Origin of the sequence: Amycolatopsis sp. QT-25, assembly GCF_029369745.1 — a bacterium.
GTDB lineage: Bacteria > Actinomycetota > Actinomycetes > Mycobacteriales > Pseudonocardiaceae > Amycolatopsis.
The window spans coordinates 7,840,992-7,858,104 of record NZ_CP120210.1 but is presented as its reverse complement, the minus strand read 5'-3'; the positions used below and the strand labels follow the sequence as shown (position 1 = coordinate 7,858,104).

Below are 17,113 nucleotides of genomic sequence, written 5' to 3'. Positions count from 1 at the left end.
CTGGGAATCCAACGATTATCCGGTGACTTGGCACACTTGCCGATGAATCATCGGCAACAAGGCCGTAAAACCGGAGAGATTTGGTGGCGCGGGTCACTTCTTGGTAACGCCGAAGATATCTAGCGCTTGCCCTATACAGCTTAAGAAGGCGCGATGAAGCGACAGTAGAGTTCTCTAGCCTTTTCTAGCGTCGAGGCGATAAATCCGGAGAGAGGGTTAGTCGCGGCCGAGCAGGTAGTGGCCGAAGTGCGGCACGGTGAAGGCGATGTGCCCGCGCTCGGCGGAGTACACGAGGCCCTTCTTCATCAGGCTGTCCCGCGCCGGCGACAGCGATGAAGGCTTTCGTCCCAGGTAGACGGCCACATCGGCGGTACCGGCGGACTCGTCGCGGCCCTGTGTCAGCTCGGCCATCGCGAGCAGGTACTCCCGCTCGGCGGGCGTCGCGCGTTCGTAGCGGGAGCCGAAGAATCCGACCGCGAGTTCCGATTCGGCCTCCGGCGCGGCGACCTGGACGTCCTTCACGGTGATGGGATCGGCGGGCGCGGCATCCCAGGCGGCTTTGCCGTACGCCTGGATGAAGTACGGATATCCGCCGGACGCGTCGAACAGGGCGTCCAGCGCCTCCGGTTCGATGCCCGCGTCCTCGCGTTCGATGGGCGCCATCACCGCGAGGTCGGCGTCTTCGCGCTCCAGCCTGTCGATGCGCGCGTAGCGGAAGAGGCGTTCCGAGTACGACTTCGAGGCGGAAAGAACGGCGGGAACGTGCGGCAGCCCCGCGCCGACCACGACCAGCGGTGCCCCGGACTGCGAGAGTTCGTGGCAGGCGGCGCAGAGCGCGGAAACGTCCTCGGGCAGCAAGTCCTGGATCTCGTCGATCAGCAGCGCGACCCCGGTGCCGACGTCGGCCGCCAGCTCGGCGACCTCGGTGAACAGCTCGACCAGGTCGATCTCGATGTCGCCCGAATCGGCGCGGCCCTGCGCGGCGGGTACGTCGATCCCCGGTTGCCAGCGGTCACGGAGCTTCGCGTCCGGTTTGTTGGCACGCAGCGCGAACGCCTTGAGCACACCGAGCACCTGCTCGACCCGGTCCGGCGCGCGATGGCGTACGGCGAGGTCACGGATCGCGCGATGCAACGCGGCCGAAAGCGGCCGCCTGAGTTCGGTGTCCGGGCGGGCTTCGATCTTGCCCGCACCCCAGCCGTGTTTGATGGCCCGCGAGCGCAGCTCACCCAGCAGCACGGTCTTCCCCACGCCACGCAGGCCGGTCAGCATCAGGCTGCGTTCGGGTCTCCCGCGCGCGACCCGTTCGAGCACGACCTCGAAGGCCTGAAGCTCGCGCACGCGGCCTGCCAGTTCGGGCGGCCGTTGGCCGGCGCCCGGGGCGAAGGGGTTGCGGATGGGATCCACTCTTCCACGCTATCGGCGTTTCTAGCTCTCGCCCGATATTCCGCCATAGAGGGATAGGCGTGTCGCGACGGGTTACCCCGAGTGGACGGGTCTGCAGCCCCGTCCCTCGTTCTCACTCACTCAGGTTGCGCTCGGCGTAGACCGCCATGGCGTCACGGATGTACTCCGCGGTGCCCGCGCCGTACTTCTCGTCGTACTGGCCGTAGCGCGGGTCGTCGACGTACAGCTGCCCGAGCCCGGCGAAGTAGCCCTTCGACACGGCTCGCACGGCCGGCCGGAGCCACTCGTACAGCCGCCGCGTGATCGCTTGCGTCTCGTCGCCGTCGGCGGGCAGCCCCTGGGCGTGCGCCTCCCCGAAGGCCGCCGCGATGTCCTTCTGTTCTTGCTGGTGCGCCTTCTTGTCCTCGGCGCTCAGCGACTTCCACCACCGGTCGCCCTGCTTGTAGGCGTCGGCGCCCCAGCGTTCGGTGACCTCCTTCTCGTACTTCGTGTGGTCGAAGCCGTCGAACACTTCCGTTGCCATCAGTTGTTCACCTCTTTCTGTCTTCTTCAAGGTCGTCCTGACCGATTCGATCTGCCGTCCGAGCCGCTGTCGCTCCTGCTCCAGCCACTTCAGGTGCGTGCGTAGCGCCGCTGTCGTGTCCTGCTCCCCTTCGAGCACTTCGCCGATCGCGGGCAGGCTCAGCCCAAGCTCGCGAAGCAGCAGGATCCGTTGCAGCCGCACGAGCGCGTCCTGGTCGTAGTAGCGGTATCCGTTGCTTCCCACCCGGCTCGGTTCGAGCAGCCCGATGTCGCCGTAGTGGCGCAGCGTGCGGCTCGTGGTCCCGGCCGAGCGGGCGATGTCCTGGATCGACCACTCCTGCTCGTTCGGCATGTCCACGAAGGTAGAGGTTGACGTAGCGGCAAAGTCAAGCGCTGTTCACCCGACCGTGGCATGGTTCCCGAATGAAGACATTTGCGCTGGTCATGGCCGCCACGCTGACCTTGACGACGGCCGGGGTCGCCGACGCGCACCCGCGTCGCGCCTTCGACATCCAGGCTCACCGTGGCGGGCTCGGCCTCACGGTCGAGAGCACGCTCGCGTCGTTCGGCAAGGCGATGGAGCTGGGGGTGACCACGCTCGAACTCGACCTGCAGATCACCAAGGACGGTCGCGAGGTGATCACCCACGACCGCAGGACGACACCCGCGAAGTGCCGCGACACCGCGCCCGCGACGCCGGGCGACCCGGCGTACCCGTATGTCGGCAAGTACGTGAAGGATCTGACGTTCGCGCAGGTGCGCACGCTGGACTGCGGTTCGATCCGGCAGCCCGCCCACCCCGGCCAGACGCTCTCTCCCGGCGCCAAGATGCCGACGCTCGCGGAGTTGTTCCAGCTCGCCAGGAACCATCGTGCCTGGGGGGTCGAGTTCAACATCGAGACCAAGGTCGAGGCCGCCGCGCCGCACGAGACGGCACCGCGTGAACAGTTCGTCCAGCGGGCGGTGCGCGAGATCGTGCGCGGAGGGTTCGCGCACAACGTCTCGATCCAGAGTTTCGACTGGGGCGCGCTGATGCGATTCCGCGAGGTCGCCCCCTGGCTCCCGACGGTCGCGCTGACCCAGCCCGAGTTCCTGCAGGTGGGACAGCCGGGTAAGTCGCCGTGGCTCGGTGGGCTCGACATCGACGACTTCGGCGGCAGCCCCGTCCGCGCGGTGAAGTCGTTCGGTGCGAAGGCGCTCTCGCCGGTGCACGGCAACCCGCAGGGTGGCAAGGTCGGCGACCCCGGTTATCAGCCGTTCACGACGAAGGCGCTGGTCACCGAGGCGCATCGCGCGGGGATCGAGGTCGTGCCCTGGACGATCGACGACCCGGCCACCATGCACAAACTGATCGACGACGGAGTCGACGGCATCATCACCGACTATCCGGACCGGCTGCGGGAGGTCGCGGCCGCCCGAGGTTTCAAGCTGCCCAAGGCGTATCGAGCCCGCTAGTGATCTCTAGGTCTGTCTAGGGTCAGAGAAATATTTGCGGATACTCCGTTAGCGCGGTTCGGCGACGCGGCGAGCGGGAAGTCTGGGGTCAGGTTTGTTTCCCGGGTTTGGATCAGAAAGGTTACGACCGTGATTCTCCGTCGCGTCGCACGTCCGCTCCTCGCCGCGATCTTCATCTCCGGCGGGATCGGCGCCTTGAGGGACACCCAGGGGCACGCCAAGGCAGCGGAGCCGTTCCTCACCGAGTCCTTCGACAAGCTGGCAGGTGTGGTGCCGGAGTCGGTGCCGCGCGACCCCGCCACCCTCGTCCGGATCGACGCCGCGGTGAAGGTCGGCGCCGGGGTCGCGCTCGCCGCGGGCAAGGCACCGCGCCTGGCCTCGCTCCTGCTGCTCGGCAGCCTCGTCCCGACCACGCTGGCCACGCACCGGTTCTGGGAGATCAAGGAGCCGGCCGAGCGTCAGCAGCAGCAGATCCAGTTCATCAAGAACGCCGGTCTCGCCGGTGGCCTGATGCTGGCCGCCGCCGACACCGCCGGCAGGCCGTCGCTCGGCTGGCGCGCCCGCCGTGCCGCGTCGAAGACGGAGAAGCACGCCGAGAAGCTGGCGAAGAAGGCCGAGAAGGCCATCACGAAGTAGCACTCCCGCAATTGGTCCCCTGCTTGCGCCGGGAAGAGGCCGCAAGCAGGTGACCAATTGCGTGGGGTCACGCGGTGAAGGCGGCGATGTCCTCTTCCTCGACGACCGTCCGGACCTCGACCTCGATCTCGTCGAACAGCGCGGCGTAGGACTCGGCGAACGAGACGGCCTCGGCCAAGTCCTGGGCGTTGATCAGCGCGAATCCGCCGATGACCTCCTTGGCCTCGGTGAACGGGCCGTCGGTGGCGGTGATCTTGCCGCCGCGCACCTTGCGGACCTTCGCGCCCTTCTCCGACGGGTGCACGCCCTCCGCCGTGATCAGGATGCCCTTCTCGAACGAGTCCTGGATGAAGGCGCCCATCTGCTCGATGAACTCCTTGCTCGGGTTCCAGGCTTCCGGGGCGCTCTCGTCGAGCCGGTGCATCATCAGAAACCGCATCGCTGCTCCTCAGTGTCTTGGCGGGGCTGTTCGTACCCCACCTTCACCGACGCGTCGAGCGGCTCGACGGCGGTTCGACATTTCGGCACGAAAATTTTGGTGCCGTGTGCTCAGCGGGACGACACGCGGCGGCTGTGGACGTGTCGTCCGCCCAATCACGCGTGTCCGTCCCTCCGGCCATGTGAGTCGTCCGTCCCAGCACGCTTGAGGCAAGCGGGGGCACGGGGCCCTAGCGGCTCGCCACCTTCTTGTACTGGGCCGTCGCCAGCGGCGCGAAGATCGCGATGATGGCGACGCAGCACAGGATCGCGTACAGCGAGGCGTTCTCGGCCGGCCAGCCCGTCGGCGCCGCGCCGAAGCGGTTCCCGAACAGGTCACGCGCCGAGTTGATCACCGCGGTGAACGGGTTCCAGTCGGCGATCGCCTTCAGCACCCCCGGCAGCTTGTCCGCCGGGACGAACGCCGTCGAGATGAAGCTCAAAGGAAACATCCACATCAGCCCCGCGCTCTGCGCGACCTCGACACTGCGTGCGACGAGCCCGATCCACGCGCCGACCCAGGACAGCGCCCAGGCGAACATCAGCATCACGAGATAGCCGAGCACCGCGTCGAGGAAGCTGCCGCGGATCCGCCAGCCGACGAGCAGCCCGCACAGCGACATGACGATCAGCGCGACCACGCTGATCACCAGATCCGACGTCGTCCGGCCGAAGATCACCGCGAGACGGGAGATCGGCAGCGAACGGAACCTGTCGATGATGCCCTTCTGCAGGTCGTTCGCGAACCCGATCACGGTGAACGCCGAGTTGAACGCGACCGTCTGCGCGAAGATGCCGGCGATCAGGAACTCCCGGTACGCGAGGCCGCCCGCCTCGCCGCCGATCGCGTCGCCGAAGACGTACGCGAACAGCAGCACGAACATGATCGGCTGCAGCGTCGCCGCCATCAGCCAGTCCGGGTTGCGCTGGACGTTCTTCAGGTTCCGCCAGGTGATCACGCCACCGTCGGAAAAGGCCTTCGCGATCGCGCTCACTTCTTGTCCCCCTCGTCCGTCGCGTGTCCTGTCAGCGAAAGGAACACGTCGTCGAGCGTCGGCCGGTGCAGCGCGACGTCCTGAATGGCGACGCCGTGGCCGTCCAGCCGCCGCAGCGCCTCGATCAACGCCTTCGGCCCGCCCTCCACCAGGACGTCGACCTTGCGGGTGTGCTCGTCGACCGACGGTGTCCCCGAGCCGACCTCGGTCAGCACCTGCGTGGTGAGGGCGAGATCGCTCGTGTTCGCCACGACCAGTTCCAGCCGCTCGCCGCCGATCTCCTGCTTGAGCTCGTCGGCCGTGCCGCGCGCGATGACCTTCCCCTTGTCGATCACCACGATCGAGTCGGCGAGCTGATCGGCCTCCTCCAGGTACTGCGTGGTCAGCAGTACCGTGGTGCCGTCGGCGACGAGCTCCTTGATGACCTCCCAGGTGTCGATCCGGCCGCGCGGGTCGAGCCCGGTGGTCGGTTCGTCGAGGATCACCACGGTCGGCTCGGCGACCAGCGCGCCCGCGAGGTCGAGCCGTCGCCGCATGCCGCCGGAGTACGTCTTGGCCGGCCTGTCCGCCGCGTCCTCCAGCCGGAACCGGGCGAGCAGTTCGCGTGCCCGCGTTTTCGCCGCGGCCTTCTTGCTCCCGTACAGCCTGCCGACCATGTACAGGTTCTCGAACCCGGTGAGGTTCTCGTCCACGGCGGCGTACTGCCCGGACAACCCGATCGACCGCCGGACGGCGTCGGGCTGGGCCAGCACGTCGTGCCCGGCCACCTCCGCCTCGCCCGAATCCGGGCGGAGCAGGGTGGTCAGGATGCGGACGGTCGTCGTTTTGCCGGCACCGTTCGGCCCCAGCAGGCCCAGTACCTCGCCCTTCGGGATCGACAGATCGACCCCGTCGAGCGCCCGTGTGGACCCATAGGTCTTGACCAGCGCTTTCGCCTGAACTGCGAACATGCGCACACGCTAGACCCGGGCACCGACAAAGGCACCCGGGTTTTTCCCTGATCCGCTGCGAGCGAACGGTTACTTTTCGAGGATCGCGGTGACGCCCTGGCCGCCCGCGGCGCAGATCGAGATCAGCCCGCGGCCGGATCCCTTCTCGTTCAACAGCTTCGCGAGTGTGGCGACGATACGGCCACCGGTCGCGGCGAACGGGTGCCCGGCCGCCAGCGACGAGCCGTTGACGTTCAGCTTGGCCCGATCGATGGCGCCGAGCGGCTCGTCGAGACCGAGCTTCTCCTTGGCGAACGCCGGGTCCTCCCACGCCTTGAGGGTGGCGAGCACCTGCGACGCGAAGGCCTCGTGGATCTCGTAGAAGTCGAAGTCCTGCAAGGTCAGCCCGGCGCGCGTGAGCATCTGCGGGACGGCGTACGCGGGCGCCATCAGCAGGCCCTCGTCGCCGTGGACGTAGTCGACGGCCGCGGTCTGCGAGAACGTCAGGTACGCCAGCACCGGCAGCTTCCGCGCCCTCGCCCACTGCTCGGTCGCGAGCAGGACCGTCGACGCTCCGTCGGACAGCGGCGTCGAGTTGCCCGCGGTCATCGTGCCGTCAGGACCGCCGAAGGCGGGCTTGAGCTTCGCGAGCTTCTCGACGCTGGAGTCCGGTCGCAGGTTCTGGTCGCGGGCCAGCTTCAAATACGGCGTCACCAGGTCGTCGAAGAAGCCCTTGTCGTATGCGGCGCCGAGGCGCTGGTGGCTGGTCGCGGCGAGTTCGTCCTGCGCCTCGCGTGTGATTTCCCAGACCTTCGCGGTCAGCGCGGCGTGCTCGCCCATGGACAGGCCGGTGCGGGGCTCGGAGTTGCGCGGGATCTCGGGGACGATGTGGCCGGGGCGCAGCTTCGCGGCGAGCTTCAGCCGCTCGGGCAGCGTCTTCGCGGCGTTGAGCTGCACGAGGATCTGGCGCAGGTCGTCGTTGACCGCCAGTGGCGCGTCGGACGTGGTGTCGACGCCGCCCGCGATGGCCGAGTCGAGCTGGCCGAGCGCGATCTTGTTGGCGACGTTGACGATCGCCTGGAGGCCGGTGCCGCACGCCATCTGCACGTCGGAAGCCGGGGTGGCGGGGTTCAGCCTGCTGCCGAGGACGCTTTCGCGGGCGAGGTTGAAGTCGCGGGCGTGCTTGAGCACGGCGCCGGCGGCGACCTCGCCGATCACCTCGTCCTGCAGGGAGAAGCGGCTGACCAGGCCGTCGAGGGCGGCCGTGAACATGTCCTGGTTCGACGCTTTCGCGTACGGGCCGTTCGAGCGCGCGAAGGGGATCCGGTTGCCGCCGATGATCGCTACCTTGCGCACGGGTGCCGTCCTTTTCGTGGCCATTTTTTCCACTCCTCCGTAGGCTCTCTCACACTGTAACCTACTAGCGAGTAGGTTAGACTGCGACGTGACGCAAACTGCACGGGAGGCACGTAATGGCTGACAGGTACCAGCAGTTCACGAAATCCCCGGTGGGGAAGTTCGTGGTGCCGAAGCTCGGCCTGCCGAATCCCGCGACGCTTCGCCGGTACAAGCCCGGTCAGCCCCCTTTGGAGGGTCCCGCACTTCTGGGTGCCGCGCCGGGTGGTCGCCTCGAAAAGGTGATCGAGGCGCAGCTGCACCGCGCGGGCATCGAAGTCCTCTCGTCGGCGGCCGACAAGCACGCCGCGCTCGTCTTCGACGCGACAGGCGTGAAGGACCCGAAGCAGCTTCGCGAGGTCTACTCCTTCTTCCACCCGGTGATCCGGAGCGTCGGGCCGTCGGGCCGCGTCGTCGTCCTCGGAACCCCGCCGGAGCTGGCCGAAGGACACGAGAGGATCGCGCAGCGCGCGCTCGAAGGCTTCGTGCGCTCCGTCGGTAAGGAACTGAAGCGCGGCGCGACCGCCCAGCTCGTGTACGTCGCCGAAGGCGCCGAAGAGGCCACGGAGTCCACGCTCCGGTTCCTGCTTTCGTCGAAGTCCGCCTTCGTCGACGCCCAGGTCGTCCGCGTCGGTACCGAGACCAAGACCGCCGCCGCACCGGCCGACTGGACGAAGCCCCTCGAAGGCAAGATCGCCCTGGTCACCGGTGCTTCCCGCGGTATCGGCGCCGCCATCGCCGAGGTGCTGGGCCGCGACGGCGCCCACGTCGTCGCGCTCGACATCCCCGCCCAGGGCGCGGATCTGTCCAAGGTGGCCAACAAGGTCGGCGGCTCGTCGCTGCAACTGGACATCACCGCCGCCGACGCGCCGGAGAAGCTCGCCGAGTACCTCACCGCGCGCCACGGCGGCGTCGACATCGTCGTGCACAACGCGGGCATCACCCGCGACAAGACACTCGGCAACATGACCGAAGGCGGCTGGGACTCGGTCATCGCGGTCAACCTCGCGTCGCAGCTCGCGGTGAACGAGAGGCTCGTGGCCGGCAAGGTGCTGCACGAAAACGGCCGGATCATCGGCGTCTCCTCGATCGCCGGGATCGCGGGCAACGTCGGCCAGACCAACTACGCCACCAGCAAGGCGGGCGTCATCGGCATGGTGAACGACGGCGCGCCGAAGCTCGCCGAATACGGCGGTACGATCAACGCCGTCGCGCCCGGTTTCATCGAGACCAAGATGACCGCCGCCGTCCCGCTGTTCATCCGCGAGGCCGGGCGGCGGCTGTCCAGCCTCGGCCAGGGCGGCCTCCCGGTCGACGTCGCCGAGACGATCGCCTGGTACGCGAACCCGGCTTCGGCCGCGGTCAACGGCAACGTGGTCCGCGTCTGCGGCCAGGCACTCCTGGGGGCGTGATCATGGCGGTCAAGGAACTCCGCGAATCACCGAGCCTGTCTTCGCTCTACCCCAAGGCGTTGCTCGGCTCGCTGCGCAAGAGCGATGGGAACACGCTGCCCGGCACCGAGTTCGTCCGCGAGGGCGTCGTCGTCGACCCGGCGCACCTCGCCGCGTACAACCAGGTGTGCGGTTTCCGGCTGGACGACGTCCTCCCGGCGACGTATCCGCACATCCTCGCGTTCCCGTTGCAGATGGCGCTGATGACCGAAGCCGACTTCCCGTTCCCGTTGCTGGGCATGGTGCACGTCGCCAACCGGATCACCCAGCACCGGCAGCTGCGGCTCGACGAGACGTTCACCCTGCGGGTGCGCGCCGAGGATCTGCGCCCGCACGAGAAGGGCAAGCAGTTCGACGTGCGCAGCGAGCTGCTGGTCAACGACGGTCCTGTGTGGACGGACGTCAGCACGTACCTGCGCCGCGGTGGCGGCAGCGGCGAGAAGGCTTCGCGCGGTCAGCTCTCCCAGCCGTCGCCCACCGCGATCTGGCAGGTACCCGGCGACATCGGCCGCCGGTACGCCGAGGTCTCCGGCGACCGCAACCCCATCCATCTCCACCCGATCACCGCGAAGGCGTTCGGCTTCCCGGCCGCGATCGCGCACGGCATGTGGACCAAGGCGCACGCGCTCGCGGCGTTCGAAGGCAGGCTGCCGGAGGCGTTCACCGTCGACGTCAAGTTCAAGCAACCGGTGTTGTTGCCCGCCAAGGCCGCCTTCACCACCTGGGGTGAAGGTGACGGATGGGCCTTCGAGCTGTGGAACGCGCGCAAGCCGAAGCCGCATCTGGAGGGCTCAGTCGTCGCTCTCTGACGGCTTCCAGATCTCGCCCTCGACGAGGTCGTTGAACCCGAGCCACACCAGGTTCATCAGCCACGAGGCGAGCACGCCGTCGGAGACATCGGGGTGGTCGAGGGCCCAGTCGGCCAGCGACTCGGCCGCCCCGACCAGCGCGGCGGACAGCCCGGCACCGGAGAACTCGGCCTGCTCCCCGAGACCCTTGCGGGTGCCCGCGGAGACCACCAGCGCGGCGACCAGTTCGATCGCGCGGGTGCGCATGTCGGTGATCTCGGCGGCGAAGGCGCCGCCGACGGTCATGGCCTGGCGGTGCAGCACCGTCCAGGATTCGCGGTAGTCGGCGACGAACCGGTAGAAGGCGCGGAGTCCGTGCCAAAGCTGCATGTCGGGCGGCAGATCGGGTTTGATCCCGTCCTGCACCGCTTCCAGCAGGCGGGTGGCTTCGCGGCGGATGCACGCGCCGAAGAGGTCTTCCTTCGAGCCGAGATAGGTGTAGATCATCGGCTTGGACACGCCGGCGACCTCGGAGATCTCGTCCATCGACGCTGAGTGATAGCCGTAGCGCGAGAACACCGAGACCGCCGCGTCCAGGATCTGGCGTTCCCGCACCGCTCTCGGCAGCCTTTTGGCGCGTTCCGCGGGACGCGGTACTTCCTCGGACACTCAAGACCTCCCCTTGGTTCGCGTAAGACGCTACCGGGCCACCACCGCCAGGAGTGATCTCGGCACGCTTGCCCGCCTACCTACTGGCGGGTAGCCTTACGCTCGGGTAGGCGAGCTGGAGGGCAGATGACCGAGACCGTGGGGCTGACCGGCCGCGCGCTGGTCGACGCACTCGAACGGATCGAGCCGGATTCGGCCGAAGCGCACTCTCTCGACGTCAACGAGGTCGCGGGTGCCATCGACCCGGTGAAACTCGGCAAGGACGACGTCCGGCGGCTGCTGGCCGCGCTCGGACGGCTCGCCGAGTCCGCGCCCGCGTTCGACCTCCGCAAGGTCGACCCGGCCCGCTTCGCGAACCTCGTCGCGCGCGCCTCGCGTGCGCAACTCGAGAGTGTCGTCGCCGAACGGCCGCTCCGGGACCGGGTGCTGCGCGAGATCTTCGACCGCATGGGCGCGCACATCCGGCAGGACCGCGCGAAGACCCTGCACGCCGTCGTCCACTGGCGGCTGTCCGGCGGCGACGGCGACGGTGGGTACGACCGCTACCAGACGGTGATTTCGCACGGCGCGTGCACGGTGAGCCGGGACATGAGGGAGAAGCCGAGAGTGACGATCACGATCGCACCCGTCGATTTCTTCCGGCTCATCACCCATCAGGCGACGCCCGCTGTGCTCTTCGTCACCGGAAAGATCAAAGTAAAAGGTGACCTGGCATTCGCGGCGGGGTTGATCGGTTTCTTCGACCTGCCGAGAACGCACGAGCCGTCCTGAACCCGGCCGAGCAGATACACTTCCGTGCCGTGCCCCGAAATTCTCCGATCCGGCGTCGACGGGACAAGATGCGCCTTTCCCCTCCGTCGCGGCCGCGCAAGACGCGCACCGGTGGCGAGCACGTCGTCAACGCTTTCGCGGAGAAGCTCGAGCTCGCCAAACTGAGCCCCGAGCAGTTCGCCCAGGTCCTGGAAACCCTGCACATGCTGGGCGAAACCGGGGCGGGCATCGAGCTGAGCTCGCTGGAGACGGAGGTGCTCGTCGACGTCGTGCAACGGGCGTCGCGGGAGCAACTCAAGGCGATCGCCGATCATCCGGAACTGCGTTCTGCTTTTCTCGACGAGATTTTCCGCAGAATGTCGGATCATTTCGTTCCGGAACGCGCACGGCACGTCGACTTCGTCGTCGCATGGCGTTTTACCGACGGTGACGGAGAAGACGGTTTCGATCGCTTTCAAACGGTGATCGAAGACGGTGTCTGCGTTTCCAGCACCGATCTCGCACGCACTCCGGACACCACCATCACCCTGTCCGTCGACGACTTCATCCGGATGGCGACCGGCAACGCGGCCGTGGCGGCGATGTTCGTGACCGGCAAGGTGAAGGTGAAGGGCGAGTACGCGCCGGCGGTGCGGTTCAGCGGGTATTTCGACATTCCGAAGCCGAGCGGGAGCTAGGCGCTGTGCGGTGAGTGGGCCGCGGCCGAGGTCCCCAATGGCGCATCGGGGACGCTGAGCGTCTCCAAGGCGACGTCGGGAACCTAGCCTGGATCCCGAATCGCCCCAAGCACGAGGCGCTGGCCCTCGGCACTTGGCTCGTCGAAAGTTCGTTGAGTCGTGCGGTGATAGCGGACGTTGGGACTTCGCAGATTTCGTTCTGTCGCTTCGACCAGACCTTGCCGGAGCAGAACACTCAGCCACCGTGTCATCGTGCGGTCCTGGAGTCCGGTCGCCGCCACCAGATCGGCACGCGTCGCCTCACCGTCCCCGAGCGCGTCAAGGATCTCTTCGCGTCGGTCAGCGCGGCGTCTAGGAGGTGACGGACTGTCCGTGGAAGCGGGGGCCGCGTCCTCGGCAAGGGTGTAGTGCGCGTACCGGCGACCACCTGCCGGGACCAGCAGGTCCCGGGCGACAAGGTCACCGAGCTCTTCGGTCGCCACACGAGAATCGAGGTCGTTGGCGTTTCGATAGGCCTGGTTGTCGAGCGTCTCGCCGTGGAACAGCATTGCGAGGCCATGACATTGGCTATCGGTGAGGCCATGCTCGTCAAGCGAAGCGATCCAGCGAACCGCGTCGTCTCCCGTCAGGCTGTGGTTCGGGAAGTCGCTGTGAACGTGGAAATGTCATCGGCGAACCGCGGCGGGCTGAGTTTCGCGTCCCGCATGGCGGCCAGCATCGCGGGGATCCCGGAGCCGCGGTTTTCGCAGATCGGGCGATCTGACCCGGGCAACGGGGGTGTCTTCAAGGATCTTCAGCAGCGTGGCGTTGCGAGCTGAAGAGGTCCCTTCGACGCCGAGGTTCTCTTCGCGAACCGACCCGTAAAGGCCACCTGGGTTGCGGGTGAGCAGACGGTCGGGATACATCTCGACCTGCACCCGTGTCCCCGGTGAGGGGCCTGAGTAGTCGCGGTGTACCAGCGCGTTCACCACTGCCTCGCGTAGTGCGGTCTCGGGGTACTCGTACGTCTCTGCCCGCCCGGTGCCGCGAACGGTGGACCGTCGCTTCATGTTGCGACGGAGAGCGATGAGTGCTTCGTCCACCATCGCCGGAATGGGTCCTTCGGCAGCCACGTTGTCGATGAACCGCGTTCCATTCCGTGGATCGGGCCCTGATTTCGTCGGGTAATGAACGAAAGTCAACATGAGCTGCGGAAAGAACTCCTGAGAGTATTCCCCCAGTGCCAGGAGCCCCGCGAGGGACAGTTCATCTCCGATGAGGACCTTCGCGCGTCGCAAAGCCGCGGTGGTATCCAAATTCGCGAACGCCCTGCTGCGATGGCGGCGGAGCCGGCTCAGGAAAGTGTCTACCAGGGCTTCGTCGAGATCCGCGACGGTCGTACCTGTGACGGGTTGTTCGTCGTCCCTGGGTTGGCCTCGATTCGCCACCATTAGCTGTACTTCGTACGGGCTCAGCCTGCGATCGCCGTCGGCGACCCTGATGAAGCTTCTCTGCGTCATGCCTGTACTGCGGTTGTACGAAGGCTTACTGCCTACGGCAGTTCAGGGATCTCCGCGACCACCAGGTCCGCACCCTCGAACCAATGAGTTCCGATAAGGGGACGTAAGGGTGGCTCCAGGTTCTCCGAGCACAACGCGGCCAGATCGGCCTCCATCTTCGCCGGGTTGCGGACTCCGGTCACCTCGAACCCGTTGGCCTCGTCGAGACCGAGGATCAGGACGCCCCCGCTGGTGTTGGCGAACGCCGAAAGTGTTTCGCGGACGCTCTTCGGGAGCTTGGTCTCAGCCCGTTTGGCCTCGACAAAGGCGTGGTCACCACCGAGATCACGAAGGTTCGTGATGATCTCGGCGAGTTCGCCGAAAAGCATGCCGCCGTCCTAGCTTAGACACTGGAGTCTAATGGCGAAGCTAGTGTCTAAGCTGACGCGACACTCAGCCCTCGACGATGCGGCCTTCGATCACCGGCGGCTGCTTCTTGACGGTCTCGGCGGGCGGGGTGTCCGCGACGACCTCGCTGTCCACCACCATCACCGGCCCGCGCGTGCGGTTGGCGAACTTGACCGCCCGGCTCGCCATTCGCTTCTGCCAGACCTTGCGCACGACACTCCGCGTCGGCGGCAGGATGAACAGCAGGCCGATGACGTCGCTGACGAACCCGGGCAGCAGGATCAGCAGCCCGCCGAGCCCGATCAGCATCCCGTCGGTGAGTTCCTTCTCCGCGTCGGCCGGCCGGCCGAGGCGCGCGGACTCGGCGAAGGCGCGGAAGGCGCGGCCGCCTTCGCGGCGGGCGAGCCAGGAGCCGATGAACGCACCGGCGAAGAGCAGCGCGATCGTGCCGAGCACGCCAACTGCCGAGCCCACCGCCCACACGGCGGCGATCTCGGCGACGACATAGAGCAGGAACGCGACAGCCATACCTGGACAACGTACGGCTTGCCCGTTTTGCTCCCGACCCCCGATCCGGTGACCGAGGTCAACCGATCCGGCGCAGGAACTCCTCCGCCTCGCGCGGCCTGCCCAGTACGATCCGCCGCGCGTGCGCCCCCTGTTCCGCCAGCCGCCGCACCGTCCGGTCCCGGTGATCCTTCGGCCAGCGCCAGACATAGGAGTAGAACTCCCAGTCGAAGCGCTCGGGGCAGCCGGGTGCCTGCTTGTCCTGCCCGTACTCGCGCAGAGACCGCACCAGCACCCGCCGGAGGCAGACACGGCGTGGGAGGTCGAGGAAGACGACCGTGTCGGCCCGCGGCAGCCGCAGATGCATCGACGCCCCGTAGTTGCCGTCGATCACCCAGGCTTCGGACGCGACGATCTCCTGCTGCGCGGCGTGGAACTCGTCCTGGGGCGCCTGCGTCCACCCCGGCCGCCAGAAGAGCCGGTCGAGGTGGGTGACCGGCAGGCCGAGAGCGGCGCCCAGCCGACGTGCGAACGTCGACTTCCCGGCGCCGCTGCAACCGACGACCATGATCCGTCGCATCAGCCGACTGCTTCGTCCAGGTACGCGGCGGCCTGCAGGGTGAACAGCCCGGCATAGCCCGCCTTCGCCGCCATCAGCTCGTCGTGGGTTCCGTATTCGGCGACCTTTCCGTTTTCCAGCAACAGAATCCGCTCCGCCTGCCGGACCGTGGAGAACCGGTGGGAGATGTACAACGTCGTGCGTCCCGCCGAAAGCTCCCGCAGCCGCGCGAAGAGGTCGTGCTCGGCCTGGGCGTCCAGCGCGGACGTCGGTTCGTCGAGGATCAGGATCGGCGCCTCCCGCAGGAACGCCCTGGCCAGCGCGATCTTCTGCCATTCGCCGCCGGACAGGCTGACGCCCTGGTCGAACCAGCGGCCGAGCGGGCTGTCGTAGCCGCTGGGCAGGCGCTCGATCCGTTCGTCGGCGCCGGCCCGTTTCGCCGACGTCTCGATCCGTTCGCGGTCGACGAGATGCGTCAGGTCGCCGAGCCCGATGTTCTCCGCCGCGGTGCCCTGGTAGGTCACGTAGTCCTGGAACATCGCGCTGATCCGCCGCCGCAGTTCCACCGGGTCGTACTCGCGGATGTCGACGTCGTCGAGCAGAATCCGCCCATCCGTCGGGTCGTACAGCCGGCACAGCAGTTTGAACAGCGTCGACTTCCCGGCTCCGTTGCGGCCGACGACGGCGACCGTCTCACCCGGCCGGATCTCGAAGCTCACGCCGTCGAGAGCGGGCTCGGGCGCTCCGGGATAGGTGAACGACACTTCCTCGAACCGGATGTGTCCCTCCACGGTGGACGGAAGGGGACGCGGCTCCGGTGGTGCGATGATCTCCGGTTTCGTACCGAGGAAGCGATACAGCGTGTCGAGGTAGAGATTGTTCTCGTACATCCCGGAAAACGCGGCGAACAGGCCCTGGACCGACGTCTGCACCGAAGCCGCGGCGGCCGTGTACAACGCGAGATCGCCGAGGGTGAGCCTGCCGCCGACGGCCTCCAGCGCGATGTACAGCGCGATCGCGGATCCGGCGGCGGTGCTGAGCAGTCCCCACGACGTCGAACTCAGGCTGCGCTTGCGGGTCAGTGTCCGCTGCCGGTCGTAAAAGACCTGGCCGAGCCGCTGGAACCGGTCGACGAAGTACGGGCCGAGCCCGAAGAGTTTGGTCTCCTTGGCGTAGGTGTCGGTGGTGACCAAAGAGGACAGATAGTCCATGCGTCGTTTCAGCGGGGACATCATCAACGTCAGCCAGAACGCGCGGGCACCGTACTTCGACTGCGAGATGAACGCCGGAATCGGTGCCACGAGTGCGACGAGCGCCAGCAGCGGGCTGATCGAGACGAGCAGCGCGATCATGCTGCCGAAGGTGATCAACGTCCGGATCAAGCCCAGCGCCGAATTCATCATCGACAGCGGCCGCGTCGGAGCCTCCTGCGCGGCTTGGCGCAGCATGTCGTAGGACGCGGACCCCTCGAAGTACGAAAGATGCAGTTCGCTGGCGTGGTTCATCACCTGATGGCGGATGGTCAGCGTCATCCGTTCCTGCAGCAGTGACTGGCCGTAGGTGGTCAGCGCCTGCGAAACCGCGGTGAGCACGAGAATGCCGAACTGGAAGAGGGCGACACCGACGATCGCGCTCTTCGTCCCGTGTCCCTGGATCGCCGCGACCACCGAATCGATCAGCAGCTTCGCGACGTACGCGGTCGCCGTCGGGAGCAGACCGGAAAGCAGGGTCACCAGGGTGATCACGATGGTCAGCACCGGGCTCGCCTGCCAGGTCAGCTTCGCGACCTTCGGCAGGCCCCGGACCGTGCCCGCGATGTTGATCCACATGCGGTTGAGCCGGGACTTCAGGTCTTTCGGGAGAGCTTCGGGTTCGGGCTCCGGAATGTCGACCGGGCCGGTCAGGCCGCTGTCGGGCACCGTCGACGGCGGACGACGGCGCCTGCCGCCGCGGGCCATGAACAGGTCCAGGCCGCCTCCCCCACCGGGC

General features: G+C 67.3%; 19 protein-coding genes and 1 pseudogene. 6 read left to right on the top strand and 14 right to left on the bottom strand.

The window, feature by feature from the left end:
- Nucleotides 1-216: 216 nt before the first annotated feature.
- Both P3102_RS37110 and P3102_RS37105 read right to left on the bottom strand, forming a co-directional pair.
- Nucleotides 217-1,407 carry an ATP-binding protein gene (locus P3102_RS37110; RefSeq protein ID WP_007032375.1) on the bottom strand — a complete coding sequence of 397 codons (1,191 nt, stop codon included), beginning with the start codon at nt 1,405-1,407 and terminating at the stop codon, nt 217-219.
- A 112-nt stretch (nt 1,408-1,519) separates the two neighbouring features.
- A complete protein-coding gene (locus tag P3102_RS37105; protein WP_276365312.1) occupies nt 1,520-2,281 on the bottom strand; it encodes a MerR family transcriptional regulator in 762 nt (253 codons plus the stop codon).
- A gap of 71 nt (nt 2,282-2,352) precedes the next feature.
- On the opposite strand from P3102_RS37105, the gene P3102_RS37100 reads away from it, so the two are divergent.
- Entirely contained in the window at nt 2,353-3,384 is a 1,032-nt protein-coding gene (locus tag P3102_RS37100; RefSeq protein WP_276365311.1) for a glycerophosphodiester phosphodiesterase family protein, read from the top strand.
- 129 nt (nt 3,385-3,513) lie between these two features.
- Complete coding sequence (locus P3102_RS37095; RefSeq protein WP_276365310.1) at nt 3,514-4,020, top strand: DoxX family protein; 507 nt, start codon at nt 3,514-3,516, stop codon at nt 4,018-4,020.
- A gap of 67 nt (nt 4,021-4,087) precedes the next feature.
- Here the strand turns inward: P3102_RS37095 and P3102_RS37090 are convergent, their stop codons facing one another.
- The 4 genes from P3102_RS37090 to P3102_RS37075 all read right to left on the bottom strand — a co-directional run bounded on the left by P3102_RS37090 (nt 4,088) and on the right by P3102_RS37075 (nt 7,801).
- On the bottom strand, nt 4,088-4,459 hold the full coding sequence (locus P3102_RS37090) for a YciI family protein (RefSeq protein ID WP_276365309.1): 372 nt from the start codon (nt 4,457-4,459) through the stop codon (nt 4,088-4,090).
- Nucleotides 4,460-4,688: 229 nt separating this feature from the next.
- Nucleotides 4,689-5,492 carry an ABC transporter permease gene (locus P3102_RS37085; RefSeq protein ID WP_276365308.1) on the bottom strand — a complete coding sequence of 268 codons (804 nt, stop codon included), beginning with the start codon at nt 5,490-5,492 and terminating at the stop codon, nt 4,689-4,691.
- A complete protein-coding gene (locus P3102_RS37080) occupies nt 5,489-6,442 on the bottom strand; it encodes an ATP-binding cassette domain-containing protein (protein WP_276365307.1) in 954 nt (317 codons plus the stop codon). Before P3102_RS37080 ends, P3102_RS37085 begins: the two co-directional genes overlap by 4 nt.
- A gap of 69 nt (nt 6,443-6,511) precedes the next feature.
- A complete protein-coding gene (locus P3102_RS37075) occupies nt 6,512-7,801 on the bottom strand; it encodes an acetyl-CoA C-acetyltransferase (protein WP_276365305.1) in 1,290 nt (429 codons plus the stop codon).
- Between the two features lie 92 nt (nt 7,802-7,893).
- Here P3102_RS37075 and P3102_RS37070 point away from each other — a divergent pair, with 92 nt between their 5' ends.
- Together P3102_RS37070 and P3102_RS37065 are read left to right on the top strand one after the other, a co-directional pair.
- The gene (locus P3102_RS37070) at nt 7,894-9,228 is read left to right on the top strand and encodes a 3-oxoacyl-ACP reductase (RefSeq protein ID WP_276365304.1); all 1,335 of its coding nucleotides are present in this window, start codon (nt 7,894-7,896) and stop codon (nt 9,226-9,228) included.
- A gap of 2 nt (nt 9,229-9,230) precedes the next feature.
- A complete protein-coding gene (locus P3102_RS37065) occupies nt 9,231-10,076 on the top strand; it encodes a MaoC/PaaZ C-terminal domain-containing protein (protein WP_276365303.1) in 846 nt (281 codons plus the stop codon).
- Here the strand turns inward: P3102_RS37065 and P3102_RS37060 are convergent.
- On the bottom strand, nt 10,059-10,724 hold the full coding sequence (locus tag P3102_RS37060) for a TetR/AcrR family transcriptional regulator (RefSeq protein WP_007032385.1): 666 nt from the start codon (nt 10,722-10,724) through the stop codon (nt 10,059-10,061). The two genes, P3102_RS37065 and P3102_RS37060, sit on opposite strands and share 18 nt — an antisense overlap.
- A 126-nt stretch (nt 10,725-10,850) precedes the next feature.
- On the opposite strand from P3102_RS37060, the gene P3102_RS37055 reads away from it, so the two are divergent.
- Nucleotides 10,851-11,495, top strand: a complete 645-nt coding sequence (locus P3102_RS37055) for an SCP2 sterol-binding domain-containing protein (RefSeq protein ID WP_276365302.1) — start codon at nt 10,851-10,853, stop codon at nt 11,493-11,495.
- 68 nt (nt 11,496-11,563) lie between these two features.
- Nucleotides 11,564-12,172: an SCP2 sterol-binding domain-containing protein gene (locus P3102_RS37050; RefSeq protein ID WP_276371533.1), complete on the top strand. Its 609-nt coding sequence runs from the start codon at nt 11,564-11,566 to the stop codon at nt 12,170-12,172.
- Between the two features lie 83 nt (nt 12,173-12,255).
- On the opposite strand, the gene P3102_RS37045 is transcribed toward P3102_RS37050, so the two are convergent.
- The 7 genes and pseudogenes from P3102_RS37045 to P3102_RS37015 all read right to left on the bottom strand — a co-directional run bounded on the left by P3102_RS37045 (nt 12,256) and on the right by P3102_RS37015 (nt 17,094).
- Nucleotides 12,256-12,720: a hypothetical protein gene (locus P3102_RS37045; protein ID WP_276365301.1), complete on the bottom strand. Its 465-nt coding sequence runs from the start codon at nt 12,718-12,720 to the stop codon at nt 12,256-12,258.
- A gap of 77 nt (nt 12,721-12,797) precedes the next feature.
- Nucleotides 12,798-12,878: a hypothetical protein gene (locus tag P3102_RS37040; protein ID WP_276371531.1), complete on the bottom strand. Its 81-nt coding sequence runs from the start codon at nt 12,876-12,878 to the stop codon at nt 12,798-12,800.
- A 133-nt stretch (nt 12,879-13,011) separates the two neighbouring features.
- A pseudogene (locus tag P3102_RS37035) lies at nt 13,012-13,077 on the bottom strand (hypothetical protein); the annotation flags it as partial.
- Nucleotides 13,078-13,703: 626 nt separating this feature from the next.
- Nucleotides 13,704-14,039 carry an ATP-binding protein gene (locus P3102_RS37030; protein ID WP_276365300.1) on the bottom strand — a complete coding sequence of 112 codons (336 nt, stop codon included), beginning with the start codon at nt 14,037-14,039 and terminating at the stop codon, nt 13,704-13,706.
- 64 nt (nt 14,040-14,103) lie between these two features.
- A complete protein-coding gene (locus tag P3102_RS37025; protein ID WP_276365299.1) occupies nt 14,104-14,586 on the bottom strand; it encodes an FxsA family protein in 483 nt (160 codons plus the stop codon).
- 58 nt (nt 14,587-14,644) lie between these two features.
- Nucleotides 14,645-15,145, bottom strand: a complete 501-nt coding sequence (locus tag P3102_RS37020) for a DNA topology modulation protein FlaR (RefSeq protein WP_276365298.1) — start codon at nt 15,143-15,145, stop codon at nt 14,645-14,647.
- Entirely contained in the window at nt 15,145-17,094 is a 1,950-nt protein-coding gene (locus P3102_RS37015) for an ABC transporter ATP-binding protein (protein WP_346660210.1), read from the bottom strand. Before P3102_RS37015 ends, P3102_RS37020 begins: the two co-directional genes overlap by 1 nt.
- Nucleotides 17,095-17,113: the final 19 nt, after the last annotated feature.